Consider the following 16,649-nt stretch of genomic DNA (forward strand, 5'->3'; position numbering starts at 1 on the left):
ATGAGTATTGAGCTAAACCAATGTTGTTACAGAAATAACCATTTAGATCGCTCTTGGGATATTGATGTTTATATTGCCCAGGGCGGTTATGAAGTTTGGAAACGCGTGTTAGCCGGCGAGTTATCGCCACAAGAAATTATCGACGAAGTAAAAACCTCTAACCTACGTGGCCGTGGTGGTGCGGGCTTTCCAACTGGATTGAAATGGAGCTTCATGAATCGTCATGCTCCGGGGCCTAAGTATTTGTTGTGTAATTCAGATGAAAGTGAGCCAGGTACCTTTAAAGATCGCGATATCATGCGTTATAACCCCCACCAGTTAATCGAAGGCATGATGATTGCTGGTTATGTTATTGGTGCGAATGCTGGCTATAACTACATACGTGGCGAGTTTTGGGAACCCTATAAGCGTTTTACGGGTGCCGTTGAGCAAGCCAGAGCAGCAGGCCTGCTGGGCGAAAATATTCTTGGCTCTGGGCACAGTTTTGATTTACACACGCACTTAGGCGCTGGGGCTTATATCTGTGGTGAAGAAACGGCCTTGATCGAGTCTATTGAAGGTAAAAAGGGTCAACCTCGCTTTAAGCCACCATTTCCTGCAAGTTATGGTTTGTATGGCAAACCTACAACAATAAATAATACGGAAACCCTTGCATCGATTCCGATGATTTTAGCAAAAGGTGGTGAATGGTTCCGAGACATCGGTGTTGCGAATGCCGGTGGTACCAAACTCTTCTCGATGTCTGGTCACATTAACAAGCCAGGTAACTATGAAATTCCAATGGGAACGCCTTTCAAAGACCTGTTAGCTGAAGCTGGTGGTATGTGGAAAGGGCGTCAACTCAAAGCCGTTATTCCGGGTGGTTCATCAACAGCCGTTTTACCGGCTGAGAATGCATTAGCAATGACTATGGACTATGATTCGATTGCAAAAGCGGGATCTTTTTTGGGCGCTGGTTCGGTCATTATTATGGATGATCACACCGATATGGTTAAAGCGCTTGAGCGTTTGACGTGGTTCTACTATGACGAATCCTGTGGTCAATGTACGCCATGTCGTGAAGGGACTGGTTGGATGTATCGTATGGTACATAGAATTGTTCAGGGCAAAGGGCGTCCGGAAGATATCGAAACATTAAAAGACGTCTCCGGCAAGATTATGGGACGAGTGATTTGTGGATTGGGTGATGCTGCGGCAATTCCTGTTGCCAGTTTCTTGAAACATTACGAACATGAATTTCATCATTACATTGATCACGGTTGCAGTATTTTCGACCGTGCGTAATCCAGGGTCAGACTCACTAATAGGTTAAGTACTATGATTAAAATTGAAATCAACGGTCAAATTGTCAACGCACGCGAAGGCGATATGCTCATCGATGTGGCAGATGGCGCGAAAGTTTCGATTCCCCGTTTCTGTTATCACAAAAAGTTGTCAATTGCAGCTAACTGTCGTATGTGTCTGGTAGAAGTAGAAGGTGCACCGAAAGCCGTGCCAGCCTGTGCAACGCCTGTTACTGATGGAATGAAGGTGAATACCAAGTCACCCAAAGCCGTTGCGGCACAAAAAGCCGTTATGGAATTTCTACTCATTAACCACCCATTAGATTGCCCAATATGTGATCAGGGTGGTGAGTGTGAATTACAAGACGTTGCTATGGATTATGGTGACGATGTGTCACGTTATTCAGAAGGCAAGCGTATCGTTGGTGATCGCAACGTCGGTTCGCTTATCCAAACTGATATGACCCGTTGTATTCACTGTACGCGCTGTGTTCGCTTCGGTCAGGAAATTGCTGGTCTTAAGGAATTAGGAGCCACTGGTCGTTCCGAGTGGTTGGAAATTGGGACTTACATTGAAAAATCCATTTCATCCGAACTTTCTGGCAACATGATTGATTTATGCCCGGTAGGTGCTCTAACCTCAAAGCCTTATCGCTATAAAGCGCGTTCCTGGGAAATGAAGTCAACGCCGACAATTGCACCGCACGATTCCATAGGCTCTAATATTTTCGTGCATACTCGTAACGGCGAAGTTATGCGAGTGGTACCTAAAGAAAATGAGGCTGTTAATGAAACATGGATTTCGGATCGTGATCGTTTTTCCTATGAGGCCTTAGTGCACCAAGATCGGTTACTACAACCTATGTCGAAAGAGCAAGGTGAGTGGCAAGCGCTTGAGTGGGAAACCGCGCTTGAGAAAACCGCCGATCTATTAAGCCAGTACAAAAATCAGTCTAACGATGTTGTTGTATTGATATCGCCCAATGCGACTCTTGAAGAGTTGCATCTTGCACGTCAGTTATTTACGCAATTGGGTATGAGTCAGATTGAGTATCGTCTCAAACAGCAAGATTTCCGTGCCGATAAATTGGGTCTTAACCAAGGGCTTAATCGTCCATTTGCGAGTATCGAACAATTGGATGCAGCCTTGTTAGTGGGTTGTTATTTGCGCAAAGAGTTACCGCTACTCAATAACCGTTTGCGTAAAGCGCAGCTTGCGGGTGCTCGAATTAGTTGTTTAGCTACGGATCAGTTAGACCAAAATATTACTATGAAGCCCGACATGATTAACCCTTCACTTTTCAATGGCTTAGCAGTCCTAGTTAAGGTGGCTTGTGAGATTAAGGGGCGGGCGGTACCGGCTGAAATTGCTGATATTACTGTTTCAGCAGATGCCAAGCAGACCGTTGAACAATTGATTGCCGCCAAAGATGGTTTAATTATGTTGGGTCAAATGGCGCAATCGGATAAAGACTATTCCAGTCTATTAAAAATGGCCAGTATGCTTGCTGAGTTGACAGAAACCCAGGTTGCCGATTTAGCGATGTTTGCTAATACCCAGGGCGCGCACCGTATTCTTGGTGATCTGCAAGCCAATCAAGCCGATAACTTAGCAGAGCGTCTTGCTAACAAAAAATTGGTTGTCACTCTTGGTGTTGAACCTGAAGCCGATGCTATTGATGCTAATGCGGCTTTAGCAATGCTCAAGCAAGCCGAGGCATGGATTCATGTCAGTGCTTTTACCAGTGCAACGGCAACGGATTATGCCACCATCCAACTACCGATGGCTGTGTTTGCAGAAAATTGTGGTTCGTACATTAACCTGCAAGGTGATCTACAGAGTTTCAAGATCGTTGCAAATGCGACCGGTGAATCTAAACCGCTATGGAAAATTTTGCGTGTATTAGGTAACTTAACTCAGCTCAATGGTTTTGACTATGTATCCAGTCAGGATGTCTTAAATGAGTGGCAGGCCACAGCAAAACCCGCTGTGACGGTTAATTATCAAGATTTAGCATTAAGTAAGCCCGATAACGCAATGAACCTAACCCAGGCTCATATGGGTTGTTATGCGATTGATAGCTTAGTGCGTCGTGCACCAGCTTTGCAGGCGACACCGGATGCGCAAGCAACGGTTCGTACAATCTAATAAAAGGACAACTACATGTTTAATGCGCTTCAAAACTGGCTAAGTCTTTTTTTGTACGACTGGTTGGCCATACTTATTACGCTCGTCATTCAGGTGATGGTAGTAATTGTGCCAATTATGATTGCTGTTGCCTTTTTAACCCTCGCAGAACGTAAGGTTATTGGTTTTATGCAGGTTCGTATGGGTCCCAACCGTGTTGGTCCCTATGGTATTTTGCAACCTTTTGCGGATGCCCTGAAATTGATCATGAAAGAATTCATTCGCCCGCATCAAGCAAATTTGTATCTATTTTTGATTGCACCGGTATTGGCGCTTGCACCGGTAGTGGCCGCTTGGGCAGTGATTCCTTTTGATGACGGCGTCGTGGTTTCAGACATTAATGTCGGGGTTATGTATGTGTTGGCTGTTAGCTCCATTGTTGTTTATGGTGTGATCATTGCTGGTTGGGCGTCTAACTCCAAATATGCATTTTTGGGTGCCTTGCGTGCCTCAGCGCAAAAGGTTTCCTACGAAATTGCGATGGGTTTTGCATTAGTAACTGTATTAATGGTTGCTGGCACAATGAACCTAACTGAAATCGTACATGGTCAGCAGGGCGGCTTCTGGAACTGGTACTGGATTCCGTTATTACCCATGTTAGCCGTGTATTTTATTTCGGGATTAGCTGAGACCAACCGCACCCCATTTGATGTGGTTGAGGGCGAGGCTGAAATTGTGGCCGGTTTCCACGTCGAATATTCATCAATGGGCTTTGGTGTCTTTATGTTGGCCGAATATGCCATGATGGTTTTGATTGCCTTTATGACTGCCATTATGTTCCTTGGTGGCTGGTATTCGCCTTTTGAAGGTATCTGGTTGCTAGACCCATTAACCGCATGGATACCTGGCTTTATTTGGTTATTCCTGAAGGTTGCATTTTTATTATTTTGTTTCTTGTGGTTCCGTGCGACTTTTCCACGCTATCGTTATGATCAATTGATGCGTCTAGGCTGGAAAGTCTTAATTCCATTGACAATTGTCTGGGTGTTTGTAGTGGCTATCATGCACTACTTCAGCATCGGTCCATGGTTCAATTAATAGGGGGTAGCCATGATTGCATTCTTAAAACATCAAGTTAAAACCTTTGGGTTAACTGAATTACTAAAAGGCTTGGCGCTAACAGGTAAGTATTTCTTTAAGAAAAAAATTACCGTGCGTTACCCCGAAGAAAAGACCCCTTTGTCGCCACGGTTTCGTGGCCATCATGCCCTGCGTCGTTATGCCAATGGCGAAGAGCGTTGTATTGCTTGTAAATTGTGTGAAGCCGTATGCCCTGCTAACGCGATTACTATCGAGGCCGAGCAGCGTGATGATGGTACTCGTCGAACAACCCGTTATGACATTGACATGTTTAAGTGTATTTACTGTGGCTTCTGTGAAGAGGCATGTCCAGTAGATGCCGTTGTTGAAACCCGCGTATTTGAATACGACTTTCAGGAACGTGGCGAAAACATTATGACCAAAGACAAATTACTGGCTTTTGGTGATAAACACGAAGCGCAGATTGCGGCAGACCGTCAAGCTGATGCGAAATACCGTTAAGCAGGCCTGGTGAGGAATAGGAAAACAATAATATGACATTTGAACAGTTAATTTTTTATGTGCTTGCTGGGATAGCGGTGCTGTCATCCATAATGATGATATCGGTAAATAACCCCGTTAAAGCGGCGTTGTGGCTGGTGCTGGCGTTCATTGCCACTGCGGGTGTATGGATTATGATGCAAGCCGAATTTCTGGGTATCGTGTTAATACTCGTTTATGCCGGCGCGGTCATGGTGTTATTCCTGTTTGTGGTTATGATGTTAGACATCAATCTTGTTCAGCTTAAGGAAGGTTTTACTCGTTATCTACCTATTGGTGTGTTAGCGGCAGTGGCTATTTTTGCAATGATGTACATGGTGTTAGGCCCGCATCAGTTTGGCTTAGATAAAACCGGCGAGCCAGTACGTTTTGCCGCTGATTACAGCAATACCCAAGCACTGGGCTTACAGCTTTACACCGTACATGCTTATGCATTTATTCTTGCTGCTGTGCTCTTACTGGTCGGTATTGTAGCGGCAATCGCACTGACTATTCGTCGTCGTCTACCACATGAAGTCAAGTATCAAAATATTGATAAACAAGTCCGCGTTAATCCGAAAGAGCGTTTTGAAATGGTCAAGATGAGCGCTGTTAAAGAAAAACCTGTTGCAAAAAAACAAGAAGGGGATGAATAAAGATGGTCGCATTGTCCGATTATTTGGTGTTTAGTGCCATTTTATTTACGTTAAGCCTAGCAGGTATTTTTTTAAACCGGAAAAACGTCATTATTTTGTTGATGGCCATCGAGTTAATGTTGCTTGCTGTCAATACTAACTTGATTGCCTTCTCCTACTTCTTAAATGATATTTCGGGGCAAATTTTCGTATTTTTCATTCTAACCGTAGCAGCGGCTGAAGCTGCGATTGGCCTTGCCATTATCGTCCTAGTGTTTCGAAATCGAAACAGCATCAATGTTGACGACCTGGGTTCATTAAAGGGGTAAGGCATGGAACAACATTTACATCTAATTCTAACCATTATCCTGTTGGCGCCGTTATTTGGTGCCGCTGTAGCAGGTCTGCTTGGCCGCCAAGTGGGTCGTATTGGTGCGCAAAGTGTGACTATTGGCTCGGTTGCTGTATCAACGATCTTGTCGGTTTATGTGTTCTATCTTTACATCCTCCAAGGTGCAGACCCCTATAATGCGGCACTTTATACCTGGATGGTCAGTGATGGTATCCGTTTTGAAATCGGCTTTTTAATAGATAAGCTCAGTGCGACTATGATGTTGGTGGTTACCTTTGTATCCTTGATGGTGCATATTTATACCATTGGCTATATGGATCACGATGAAGATTATGCCCACGATAATCCCTATTATCAGCGTTTCTTCAGCTACCTATCACTATTTACCTTTTCGATGTTGTCATTGGTTATGGCCAACAACTTCCTACAGCTATTCTTCGGTTGGGAAGCTGTGGGCTTGGTGTCTTATTTATTGATTGGTTTCTACATGAAACGCGAATCGGCCATTGTCGCCAACCTTAAAGCCTTCTTAGTGAACCGTGTCGGTGATTTTGGCTTTATCCTCGGTATCGCAATGGTATTTGTTTATTTCAATACCATGGATTATCAAGAATTCTTCGACAAGCTCGCTGAGCATGAACACACCATGGTGCAATTTATCCCAGGAGTAGAATGGTCAGTTATCACGGTGATGGTTATCTTGCTGTTTATCGGTGCGATGGGTAAATCAGCCCAGATGCCATTGCATGTTTGGCTACCAGAGTCTATGGAGGGCCCAACGCCGATTTCAGCTTTGATCCATGCTGCGACTATGGTGACGGCGGGTATCTTTATGGTTGCGCGTTTGTCGCCAGCCTATGAAATGTCAGAAGCCGCATTGCAGTTCATCTTGATTGTTGGCGCATTGACTGCTTTTATGATGGGCTTACTAGGTATTATTCAAAACGATATCAAGCGCGTTGTTGCCTATTCAACTTTGTCACAGCTTGGCTATATGACCGCGGCCTTGGGTGCCTCTGCTTATGCCGCATCCATGTTCCACGTACTAACCCATGCTTTCTTCAAGGCACTATTGTTCTTGGCGGCTGGTTCGGTAATTATTGCGATGCATCACATTCAAGATATTCGTCAAATGGGTGGCTTGCGTAAGCACATGCCTGTTACCTATGTTGCGTTGTTGATCGGTTCGTTAGCACTAATCGGCTTCCCAGGTTTCGCCGGCTTCTTCTCGAAAGACTCGATCTTACTGGCCGTTGGGGAAAGTAATATAGCCGGCTCAGGTTTCGCTTATGCGCTACTGCTTATGGGTGTTTTCGTCACGGCATTCTATAGTTTCAGAATGTTCTTCTTAGTCTTCCACGGACAAGAAAGCGAGTATGTTCGTACCCATAAAATCCACGAGTCGCCAAAAGTGGTTACGATTCCGTTAATTTTATTAGCTATTCCTTCGGTATTACTCGGGTTGTTTATGGTCGAGTCTATTCTGAATGGCAGCTACTTCTCGGATTCTATCTTTGTGCTGGCACAAAATGATGTTTTAAGCCGAGTTCACGATCAGTATTTTGATTCTGTCGTGGGCTTTATCCTGCACGGCTTTATGTCGGTGCCGGTATGGTTAGCTTTAGCAGGTGTCGCCTTGGCTTGGTTCTTCTACCTAAAACGTCCAGATATTCCAGCGAAAATCGCGGCCAGCTTGCCGCGTGCAAAGGGTGTACTAGAAAACGCCTATGGCTTTGATCGGTTTAATGACTTGGTCTTTACTCAAGGTTCTAAAAAACTTGGCCATTTCTGCTGGAAATCGATTGATACCAAGATTATTGATTCTGGCATGGTGAATGGCACTGTGAAGCAAATCGCGAATCTTGCTAGTATGTCACGTGAATCACAAACCGGATACATGTATCATTACGCCTTTGTCATGATCTTTGGCCTGCTTGGGTTATTGATCTGGGCACTTTGGTAAGTATAAGAATAAGAAAAGGAAAACGTATTCATGTCTTTAGGCTACCCAATTCTTAGCACGCTGATTTGGCTTCCGATCATAGCAGGGCTTATTGTCCTGTTTGCAGGACGGAATAATCCAAACTTTGCCAAGTGGTTTTCACTTGGCGCAGCTGTGCTTACTTTTATCTTATCCTTACCTTTATATTTTGCGTTTGACATGGCAACAGCGCAAATGCAGTTTGTCGAACGTGTGGAATGGATACCCCAGTACAACATCTATTACTTTTTAGGTGTTGATGGTTTATCAATGCCATTGGTGTTACTAACCACATTTACGCAGGTACTGGTGATTGCATCCGCATGGACGGTTATTAAGAATCGAGTTGAGCAGTACATGGGTGCCTTTATGATTATGCAAGGCATCATGATTGGTGTATTTACATCTCTTGACGCCGTGCTTTATTATGTATTCTGGGAAGCGGTTCTGATCCCGATGTTTATCGTAATTGGTATTTGGGGCGGCCCACGTCGTGTCTATGCCACTATGAAGTTTTTCATTTATACCTTCCTTGGATCAGTGTTTATGCTGATTGCTTTTTTGTACATGTATTTTCAAATTGGCAGCTTTTCAATTCTCGACTTCCACGCGATGCCATTAGGTATTACCGCACAAATTCTAATTTTCTTGGCCTTCTTGGTGGCTTTTGCGGTCAAAATTCCTATGTTCCCAGTACATACCTGGTTGCCGGATGCCCACGTTGAAGCACCAACCGCTGGTTCAGTCATTCTAGCGGCTATTATGTTAAAAATGGGCGGCTATGGCTTTGTGCGCTTTAGTTTGCCGATAACGCCTGATGCGGCGGCTACATTGGATTGGTTGATCATTCTGCTATCTTTAATTGCTATTGTGTATATTGGGTTCATAGCCTTAATCCAGAGCGATATGAAAAAACTGGTGGCTTATTCGTCGATTGCACATATGGGCTTTGTAACCCTAGGTATGTTCTTGGTATATTCCATTGTTGCTAAAACGGGGGATACGCAAGGTGCCGCACTAGGTATGGAAGGTGCGATGGTGCAAATGATTTCCCATGGTTTTATTTCAGGTGCTATGTTCTTAGCGATTGGCGTGCTATATGATCGTATGCACACTCGTGATATTAGTGCCTATGGTGGAGTGGTTAATACCATGCCCTGGTTTGCCTTCTTTGCAGTATTGTTTGCAATGGCTAATGCGGGCTTACCAGGTACTTCAGGCTTCGTTGGTGAATTCATGGTTATCCTCAGTGCGTTTAAAGCCAATGTTTGGTTTGGCGTTTTAGCTGCAACCACTCTAATTGTAGGAGCGGCCTACACTTTATGGATGATTAAACGCGTGGTATTTGGCAAGATTGCTAACGACAATGTAGCACAACTACAAGACCTTAATCGTCGTGAGTTCGCGATTATGGCCACTTTAGCTTTTGTGATTATACTTTTAGGTGTGTGGCCAAACCCATTACTTGAAGTGATGCATGCCTCGGTAGATAACCTACTGATACAAGCAACCACCAGTAAACTTTACTAAACAGAACACTAAGATTAGGTAACGTAACTATGCATTTTGAAATTCCAGCATTTAGTCCCGCCATCCCTGAAATGGTGCTTCTGGCCTTGGCCTCGTTTATTTTGATTGCCGATACAGTGTGGTCAAAAAAACACCCTAATGCCACCTATTGGGCATCGCAGATTTCACTGGTGATCGTCGGTATTCTCATCCTTATGAGTTTCACGACCGAAACTCAAGTCACCTTCCACGAGAGTTTCATTCGGGATGCTTTTGGGGATGTGCTCAAGCTCTTTATTCTATTGGTTTCCATCGGGGTGTTCTTGTTCTCGCGTGACTATATGCGCATGAATAATTTCTATAAAGGTGAGTTCTTTACGCTCGGTTTATTCGCCATCCTAGGTATGTTTGTGATGGTGTCTTCCTACAACTTCATTACTCTGTTTGTAGGTTTGGAAATTATGTCACTTGCCATGTATGCGATGATCGCCATGCAGCGTGATTCCTCAGCTGCTACCGAGGCCGCATTAAAGTATTTTGTATTAGGTGCGATGGCTACTGGCTTGCTGCTTTATGGTTTATCAATGATCTATGGCGCGACTGGTACTTTAACCATTCCAGAAGTGAAGAATGTGATTGCAGCGGGAGAGGCCAGTGCGACAGTTCTAGCCTTTGGTGTTGTATTTATTGTGATTGGCTTGGGCTTTAAGCTGGGTGCCGTGCCATTCCATATGTGGGTGCCCGATGTTTACCAAGGTTCACCCACCGCTGTGACCTTGTTTATCGCATCGGCACCTAAAATTGCGGCATTTGCGATTGTGTACCGTTTATTGGTGGATGGCTTACCAGGCCTGGTGGTTGATTGGCAACAGCTGCTAATTATTCTTTCGGTACTGTCTATGGTTATCGGTACTTTAATTGCTCTAATGCAAACCAACTTTAAGCGTCTACTGGCGTATTCCGGTATTTCGCATATCGGTTTCTTGTTGATGGGCTTTATTGCGGCAACCCCTGAAGGTTATTCAGCGGCTATGTTCTATGTGCTGGTGTATGCCATTAGCAGTGTCGCAGCCTTTGGTTTGATCATTGCCCTTGCACGTACTGGTAATCAATTTGAAGAGATTGCCGATTTTAAAGGTTTAAATCAGCGCAATCCTTGGTTAGCGGCTATGATGTTAATCGTCATGTTCTCGATGGCGGGTATTCCACCATTCATTGGTTTTTATGCCAAACTTGTGGTGCTAGAAGAAGTTATTACCGCTGGTTTCTTGTGGCTTGCGCTGGTTGGTGTGGTTACTGCGGTCGTTGGTGCTTTCTACTATCTCAAAGTGGTAAAAGTCATGTACTTTGATACCAATGAAGATTCGAGTCCACTGCCTGTAGCGTCTCGTGATGTGGCTATTGGTGTTAGTGCTTATTCAGTTTCACTTTTATTGTTAGGTTTAATGCCAGCATTATTGATGGGAGTCGCTTACAATAGCCTACTAGGTTAGTAGGTTACTCTGAAAGTGAAGGGCGCCTAAATGGCGCCTTTTTAATAAAATAAACTAGACATGAAAGGGGACAGAGTCCAATGAGTTTAGAGCAGTCTGTGGTCATACTATTATTTTTGGCGATTGTGATCGCCAATCTGCCGTTTCTGTTTACCCAGCGTTTATTCCTAGTGATTCCGTTAAAGCAGGAAAAGACTATTCCCATATATATCATTGAGTGGCTGGTACTTTTCTTTGTCATGGGTGCTTTCGCCTATATGATCGAGTTCGCCGCGATGGGAAATATTGCTGCGCAGGAATGGGAGTTCTATGTCGTTAATTTGTTCTTATTTATGATTTTTGCATTCCCAGGTTTTATCTATCGTTTCAACTTTAAAATGTACCTAGAAAAGCATCAAAAGGCAGCACGCAAGCAAGTGGAAAAACAATCCTGAGTAAATTGTTAAATAAGGGTTGCAATCTCAGTCTCATACCCTATAATACGCACATCAATTAACGCGGGGTGGAGCAGTCTGGTAGCTCGTTGGGCTCATAACCCAAAGGTCGTAGGTTCAAATCCTGCCCCCGCTACCAAATCATAGAAAGCCGGTATTTCAAAAGAAATACCGGCTTTTTTATTACCTAATTTTTATAAATATAATTTTAGCAATATGTCACTAAAGTGTAGTCAAATATAAATATAGTAGTTGTTTTTGCTTTAGCTTATATAAAGAGGTGCGTGTGAACAACTTATCTGCCTTTAAAGCCTATGATATTCGAGGCAAGGTACCTGAAGAGGTAAACGAAACGTTGGCGTATAAACTCGGCCGAGTGTTTATTGATGAATTACAGGCCAAGCGGGTAGTGTTAGGTTATGACATCCGTTTAGAGAGTAAAGGTTTAGCCGATGCTTTGGTTCGTGGATTTACAGACGCCGGCGCTGATGTGCTGTGTTTGGGCTTGTGCGGCACCGAGGAAGTTTATTTTAATACCGCGGATTTAGACGCCGATGGCGGCATTATGGTGACGGCGAGTCATAATCCGAAAGGCTATAACGGCATGAAGTTGGTGTCTAAAGACGCACAGCCGATTTCCCGTGATTCGGGTTTAAACCGCTTTGCCGAGCGGATTTTGGCGGATGAGTTGGGAGGTTTGGCAGCAAAACCAGGACTGCTCACACCTTGCTTGAGTAAGGAGCGCTACATAAACCATTTAATGGGTTATGTTGATGTTGCCAGCTTAAAGCCGACAAAAGTGGTGCTGGATTGTGGCAATGGTGCCGCGGGTGCCGTCATCAAACAGATTGCCGCTCACTTGCCGTTTGAGTGTGTGTTTGTAAACGATAACCCAGATGGAAATTTTCCTAATGGCGTGCCCAATCCGCTATTACCGACTATGCGTGATCTTACCGCGCAAGCGGTGCGCGAGCATCATGCCGATCTTGGCATTGCTTGGGATGGTGACTTTGATCGTTGTTTTTTATTTGATGAGACCGGTGAATTTGTTGAGGGTTACTATTTGGTTGGCTTGTTAGCCGAAACCTTGTTGGCTAAATACCCTGGAGGCAAGATTATTTATGATCCGCGCTTAACTTGGAACACGATTGAACAGGTTACACAAGCTGGCGGGGTGCCGATTCAGTCTAAAACTGGGCATGCGTTTATTAAAGAGCGGATGCGTTTAGAAGATGCGGTGTATGGGGGCGAAATGTCGGCACATCATTACTTTAAAGACTTTTTTTATTGCGATTCGGGGATGATTCCGTGGTTGCTGATTACCCAGTTGATGTCGGTGTCGGGCAAACCCTTAAGTGCGTTAGTGGCCGAGCGTGTTGCTGCTTATCCTTGCAGTGGTGAGTTAAATTACACCGTTGCCGATGTGCCGAGTGTATTAGCTCGAGTACAGGCGCATTTTGCTGACCTAAACACGTTGCAGGATAATACCGATGGCTTAGGGCTTGATTTTGGAGATTGGCGGTTAAATATTCGCACCTCGAACACCGAGCCTCTCTTGCGTTTAAATGTTGAAAGCCGTGGTGACCGCAACTTGGTGTGGCAAAAAGTTGCGGAAATTGAAGATTTAATTGATAACAGGTAAGTTTATTTTATTAGGTGGCTTAAGTTATGAGCTTAATGCTGTACACCACCGTCACCATGCGCATGGCCATGGTCGAGTTCTTCGGCTGTTGCGCTGCGAATGTTCATGATTTCGATATCAAAGGTTAAATCTTGACCAGCTAATGGGTGGTTGGCATCGACCATAATCATGTCGCCATCAATAGCCTTGATCACTACAGACTGCATACCTTGATCGGATTGTGCTTCAAAACGCATGCCAACTTCCAGGCTATCGACACCTTCAAATAAATCGCGTGGAACCTGTTGAATAAGCATCGGCTCGACTTCACCATAGGCTTCTGCGGCGGCAATAGTTGCCGTGAACTTAGCGCCGATCTCTTTGTCACTTAATTCGGCTTCAAGACCAGGAATTAGGTTGTGATGACCGTGTAAGTAGGCGAGTGGTTGACCATTAGATTTATCAAGAACAGTGCCTTCAGCATTGGTGAGCGTGTATTCGATTTGTACAACGTGGTCTGCAGCAACTTTCATGGGTGTCCTTTTCGTTTTAGGCTAAAATATTGGTCTTCATAATAACCTTTTACAGGTAATTAATCAAAAAGGATCGGGTATGTGGGATAGTGGCTATCTATGGTTAAAAGTATTGCATTTGTTATTTATGATGTCTTGGATGGCCGGGATTTTTTACTTGCCGCGCATTTTTGTTCATTTTGTTGATGGGCAGGGGGCAGGTCAGCAGGTATCCCGTTTAGCGATTATGGGGCGCAAACTGTGGAACTTTATGACCATTATGATGGTGTTAACCTTAATTACTGGGGTTTGGTTGTGGTTGGGCTTTGGTTTTAGTGGTGGCTGGCTACATGTGAAATTATTACTGGTGGCGCTGCTGATTGCTTATCATTTTTGGGCGAGAAAGCGGGTGATTGAAATGCAGGCAGGGCAGTTAGATCATACGGGTATTTATTATCGTTGGGCTAATGAGATTCCGCTACTGTTAACCTTTGGTTTATTGGTCATGGTGGTGTTTAAGCCTTTTTAGTTTAAAAGCTTCAGCATGGAAGTACGCCCATGTTCGCACTGGGCAGTTAAAAAGAGTAGAATGCGCGTTTATTCTTTGATGTAACAGGACGAATGATTTGATCTCTACCGCGAATATCACCATGCAGTTTGGTGAAAAACCCTTATTTGAAAACATTTCCATTAAGTTTGGCGGTGGCAACCGTTATGGCCTAATTGGCGCGAATGGTTGTGGTAAATCAACCTTTATGAAAATCCTCGGTGGTGATTTAGAGCCAACCGGGGGTCAGGTGATGCTCGACCCAAACGAACGCCTAGGTAAACTGCGCCAGGATCAATTTGCCTATGAAAGTTTTAGTGTTATTGACACCGTGATTATGGGCCATGCTGAGCTTTGGGAGATAAAAAAAGAGCGGGACCGTATTTATGGTTTGCCAGAAATGTCGGAAGAGGACGGCTTAAAAGTTGCTGAGCTTGAGGTCGCCTTTGGCGAGATGGATGGCTATACCGCTGATGCTCGCGCTGGTGAGTTATTGCTTGGGTTAGAGATTCCGGTTGATTTGCATTATGGCCCAATGTCCGCAGTAGCACCGGGCTGGAAGTTGCGCGTTTTGTTGGCGCAGGCACTGTTTTCGAATCCAGATATTTTGTTACTGGATGAGCCAACCAACAACTTGGATATCAACACCATTCGCTGGCTAGAAAATATCCTCAACGCGCGTAACAGCACGATGATTATTATTTCTCATGACCGCCACTTTTTAAATAGCGTTTGTACTCACATGGCGGATGTCGACTATGGCGAAATTCGTATTTATCCGGGCAACTATGATGAGTATATGCTGGCATCAACCCAGGCGCGCGAACAGCTGTTATCTGATAATGCGAAAAAGAAAGCACAGATTGCGGAGTTAAAAACCTTCGTCAGCCGGTTTTCGGCTAATGCCTCTAAGGCTAAACAAGCGACCTCGCGTGCGAAGCAGATTGATAAAATTGAGCTGGCTGAGGTCAAACCATCCAGTCGTATGAATCCGTTTATACGCTTTGAGCAAGAGAAAAAGTTGTTCCGCTTAGCGGTTGAAGCCGACAATATCAGTAAAACCTTCGACAAAGCGCCTATTTTTAAGCGCTTTAGTGCCTTGGTAGAAGCGGGCGAAAAAATTGCGATTATCGGTCCGAACGGCATTGGTAAGACCACCTTATTGCGCGCGTTAGTTGGAGATATTGAATTGGATGCGGGTCAGGTTAAGTGGGCTGAGAATGCCAGTATTGGCTATTACGCGCAAGATCATGCCCATGAGTTTGCTATCGACATGACTTTGTTTGACTGGATGAGCCAGTGGAAAAAACCGGGTGATGACGAGCAGGCGGTGCGCGCGATGTTAGGTCGGATGCTGTTCTCGCAAAAAGACATTGATAAATCGGTGAAGGTACTGTCTGGTGGTGAGAAAGGTCGGATGCTGTTTGGTAAGTTGATGATGGAAAAACCTAACGTACTATTAATGGATGAGCCAACCAACCACATGGATATGGAGTCAATTGAATCCTTAAATATGGCGCTAGAGGAGTACCCAGGCACAGTCATTTTTGTTAGTCATGACCGCGAGTTTGTATCATCTTTGGCGCAGCGCTTGTGGGCGATGTCTGCAGACGGCGTGGAAGATTTTAATGATAATTATGACGCTTATTTAGCGCACAAGGGATGGGTGTAATAACCAGCCCTGGTGCTTGCTTAGGATTTGCTTAAGATTTATTGTTTTGTGAGTCAACCAGGGTTTTAATTTGCTGTTTCAGTTCATCCATTTCAGCACGAATGTAGTTGATATTTTCGTAGTTCTGTAGGTCGTGTGCCGCGGCATTGGTTTCCTCTTCTTTCGCTTCATTCATAGCATCAATGATAATCCCGATAAATAAGTTCAGCACGGTAAAAGAGGTCACGATGATGAAGGGGATAAAGAATAACCAGGATTGCGGATAGACTTCCATAACAGGACGCACAATCCCCATTGACCAAGATTCGAAGGTCATAATTTGGAATAGTGTGTACATACTGGCGCCCATAGTGCCAAACCATTCTGGGAAGGAATCACCAAATAGGTTGGTGCTCATAACCGCACCAATATAGAACAGGATTGCCAGCAGGCCTGCTACTGATACCGCACCAGGAATGGCGCGTAACATACCACTGACCACGCGGCGCATGCTGGGTACCGCATTCACCAGGCGCAATAAACGCAAAATACGTAAGGCGCGCAGAACTTCGAGACTGCCTGAGCCTGGAATTAATGCAATACCGACAATAATGAAATCGAAGTTGTTCCAACCATTGCGGAAAAACTGTAGGCGATAGACAAAGAGTTTCATCAAGATTTCGACGACAAAAATCGATAGGCACAGGGTGTCTAACCAATCGAGCGCGTTAATTACGTCATTAGAGAGACTTTTTGACGTTTGAATGCCTAAAATAGCAGCATTGAATAGGATGACCCCAATGATAAAGTTACCAAACCATTTTGCTTCAACAATCTGTTGAATACGAAGGGTGAGTGAGCCAGCGGTCTGCGTCATGATCTG

15 protein-coding genes and 1 tRNA gene are annotated in these 16,649 nt (G+C 44.5%); 14 read left to right on the forward strand and 2 right to left on the reverse strand.

Features of this window, described 5'->3' with window-relative positions:
* The 12 genes from nuoF to THICY_RS03340 all read left to right on the forward strand — a co-directional run bounded on the left by nuoF (position 1) and on the right by THICY_RS03340 (position 13,077).
* Entirely contained in the window at positions 1 to 1,284 is a 1,284-nt protein-coding gene (gene nuoF / locus THICY_RS03285) for an NADH-quinone oxidoreductase subunit NuoF (RefSeq protein ID WP_013835194.1), read from the forward strand.
* A gap of 33 nt (positions 1,285 to 1,317) precedes the next feature.
* Positions 1,318 to 3,432: an NADH-quinone oxidoreductase subunit NuoG gene (gene nuoG / locus THICY_RS03290; RefSeq protein ID WP_013835195.1), complete on the forward strand. Its 2,115-nt coding sequence runs from the start codon at positions 1,318 to 1,320 to the stop codon at positions 3,430 to 3,432.
* A gap of 15 nt (positions 3,433 to 3,447) precedes the next feature.
* Positions 3,448 to 4,509, forward strand: a complete 1,062-nt coding sequence (gene nuoH, locus THICY_RS03295) for an NADH-quinone oxidoreductase subunit NuoH (RefSeq protein WP_013835196.1) — start codon at positions 3,448 to 3,450, stop codon at positions 4,507 to 4,509.
* 12 nt (positions 4,510 to 4,521) lie between these two features.
* On the forward strand, positions 4,522 to 5,013 hold the full coding sequence (gene nuoI, locus THICY_RS03300; protein ID WP_013835197.1) for an NADH-quinone oxidoreductase subunit NuoI: 492 nt from the start codon (positions 4,522 to 4,524) through the stop codon (positions 5,011 to 5,013).
* Positions 5,014 to 5,045: 32 nt separating this feature from the next.
* Entirely contained in the window at positions 5,046 to 5,687 is a 642-nt protein-coding gene (locus tag THICY_RS03305; RefSeq protein ID WP_013835198.1) for an NADH-quinone oxidoreductase subunit J, read from the forward strand.
* A gap of 2 nt (positions 5,688 to 5,689) precedes the next feature.
* On the forward strand, positions 5,690 to 5,995 hold the full coding sequence (nuoK, locus tag THICY_RS03310; RefSeq protein WP_006459416.1) for an NADH-quinone oxidoreductase subunit NuoK: 306 nt from the start codon (positions 5,690 to 5,692) through the stop codon (positions 5,993 to 5,995).
* A gap of 3 nt (positions 5,996 to 5,998) precedes the next feature.
* Positions 5,999 to 7,981, forward strand: coding sequence for an NADH-quinone oxidoreductase subunit L (gene nuoL / locus THICY_RS03315; protein ID WP_013835199.1), 1,983 nt, complete (start codon positions 5,999 to 6,001; stop codon positions 7,979 to 7,981).
* Between the two features lie 30 nt (positions 7,982 to 8,011).
* Entirely contained in the window at positions 8,012 to 9,529 is a 1,518-nt protein-coding gene (locus tag THICY_RS03320; protein ID WP_013835200.1) for an NADH-quinone oxidoreductase subunit M, read from the forward strand.
* A gap of 29 nt (positions 9,530 to 9,558) precedes the next feature.
* Positions 9,559 to 11,001: an NADH-quinone oxidoreductase subunit NuoN gene (nuoN, locus tag THICY_RS03325; RefSeq protein ID WP_013835201.1), complete on the forward strand. Its 1,443-nt coding sequence runs from the start codon at positions 9,559 to 9,561 to the stop codon at positions 10,999 to 11,001.
* 80 nt (positions 11,002 to 11,081) lie between these two features.
* A complete protein-coding gene (locus tag THICY_RS03330; protein ID WP_013835202.1) occupies positions 11,082 to 11,435 on the forward strand; it encodes a DUF2818 family protein in 354 nt (117 codons plus the stop codon).
* A gap of 62 nt (positions 11,436 to 11,497) precedes the next feature.
* A tRNA-Met gene (locus THICY_RS03335) sits at positions 11,498 to 11,574 on the forward strand.
* A 147-nt stretch (positions 11,575 to 11,721) separates the two neighbouring features.
* The gene (locus THICY_RS03340; RefSeq protein ID WP_013835203.1) at positions 11,722 to 13,077 is read left to right on the forward strand and encodes a phosphohexomutase domain-containing protein; all 1,356 of its coding nucleotides are present in this window, start codon (positions 11,722 to 11,724) and stop codon (positions 13,075 to 13,077) included.
* 32 nt (positions 13,078 to 13,109) lie between these two features.
* Here THICY_RS03340 and THICY_RS03345 read toward each other — a convergent pair whose 3' ends face one another.
* Positions 13,110 to 13,589 carry an FKBP-type peptidyl-prolyl cis-trans isomerase gene (locus THICY_RS03345; protein ID WP_013835204.1) on the reverse strand — a complete coding sequence of 160 codons (480 nt, stop codon included), beginning with the start codon at positions 13,587 to 13,589 and terminating at the stop codon, positions 13,110 to 13,112.
* 79 nt (positions 13,590 to 13,668) lie between these two features.
* On the opposite strand from THICY_RS03345, the gene THICY_RS03350 reads away from it, so the two are divergent.
* Both THICY_RS03350 and THICY_RS03355 read left to right on the forward strand, forming a co-directional pair.
* Positions 13,669 to 14,097: a CopD family protein gene (locus THICY_RS03350; RefSeq protein ID WP_013835205.1), complete on the forward strand. Its 429-nt coding sequence runs from the start codon at positions 13,669 to 13,671 to the stop codon at positions 14,095 to 14,097.
* A gap of 97 nt (positions 14,098 to 14,194) precedes the next feature.
* Positions 14,195 to 15,787 carry an ABC-F family ATPase gene (locus THICY_RS03355; protein WP_013835206.1) on the forward strand — a complete coding sequence of 531 codons (1,593 nt, stop codon included), beginning with the start codon at positions 14,195 to 14,197 and terminating at the stop codon, positions 15,785 to 15,787.
* Between the two features lie 31 nt (positions 15,788 to 15,818).
* On the opposite strand, the gene THICY_RS03360 is transcribed toward THICY_RS03355, so the two are convergent.
* Positions 15,819 to 16,643 carry an ion transporter gene (locus THICY_RS03360; RefSeq protein ID WP_013835207.1) on the reverse strand — a complete coding sequence of 275 codons (825 nt, stop codon included), beginning with the start codon at positions 16,641 to 16,643 and terminating at the stop codon, positions 15,819 to 15,821.
* Positions 16,644 to 16,649: the final 6 nt, after the last annotated feature.

Source organism: Thiomicrospira cyclica ALM1, from assembly GCF_000214825.1.
GTDB lineage: Bacteria > Pseudomonadota > Gammaproteobacteria > Thiomicrospirales > Thiomicrospiraceae > Thiomicrospira > Thiomicrospira cyclica.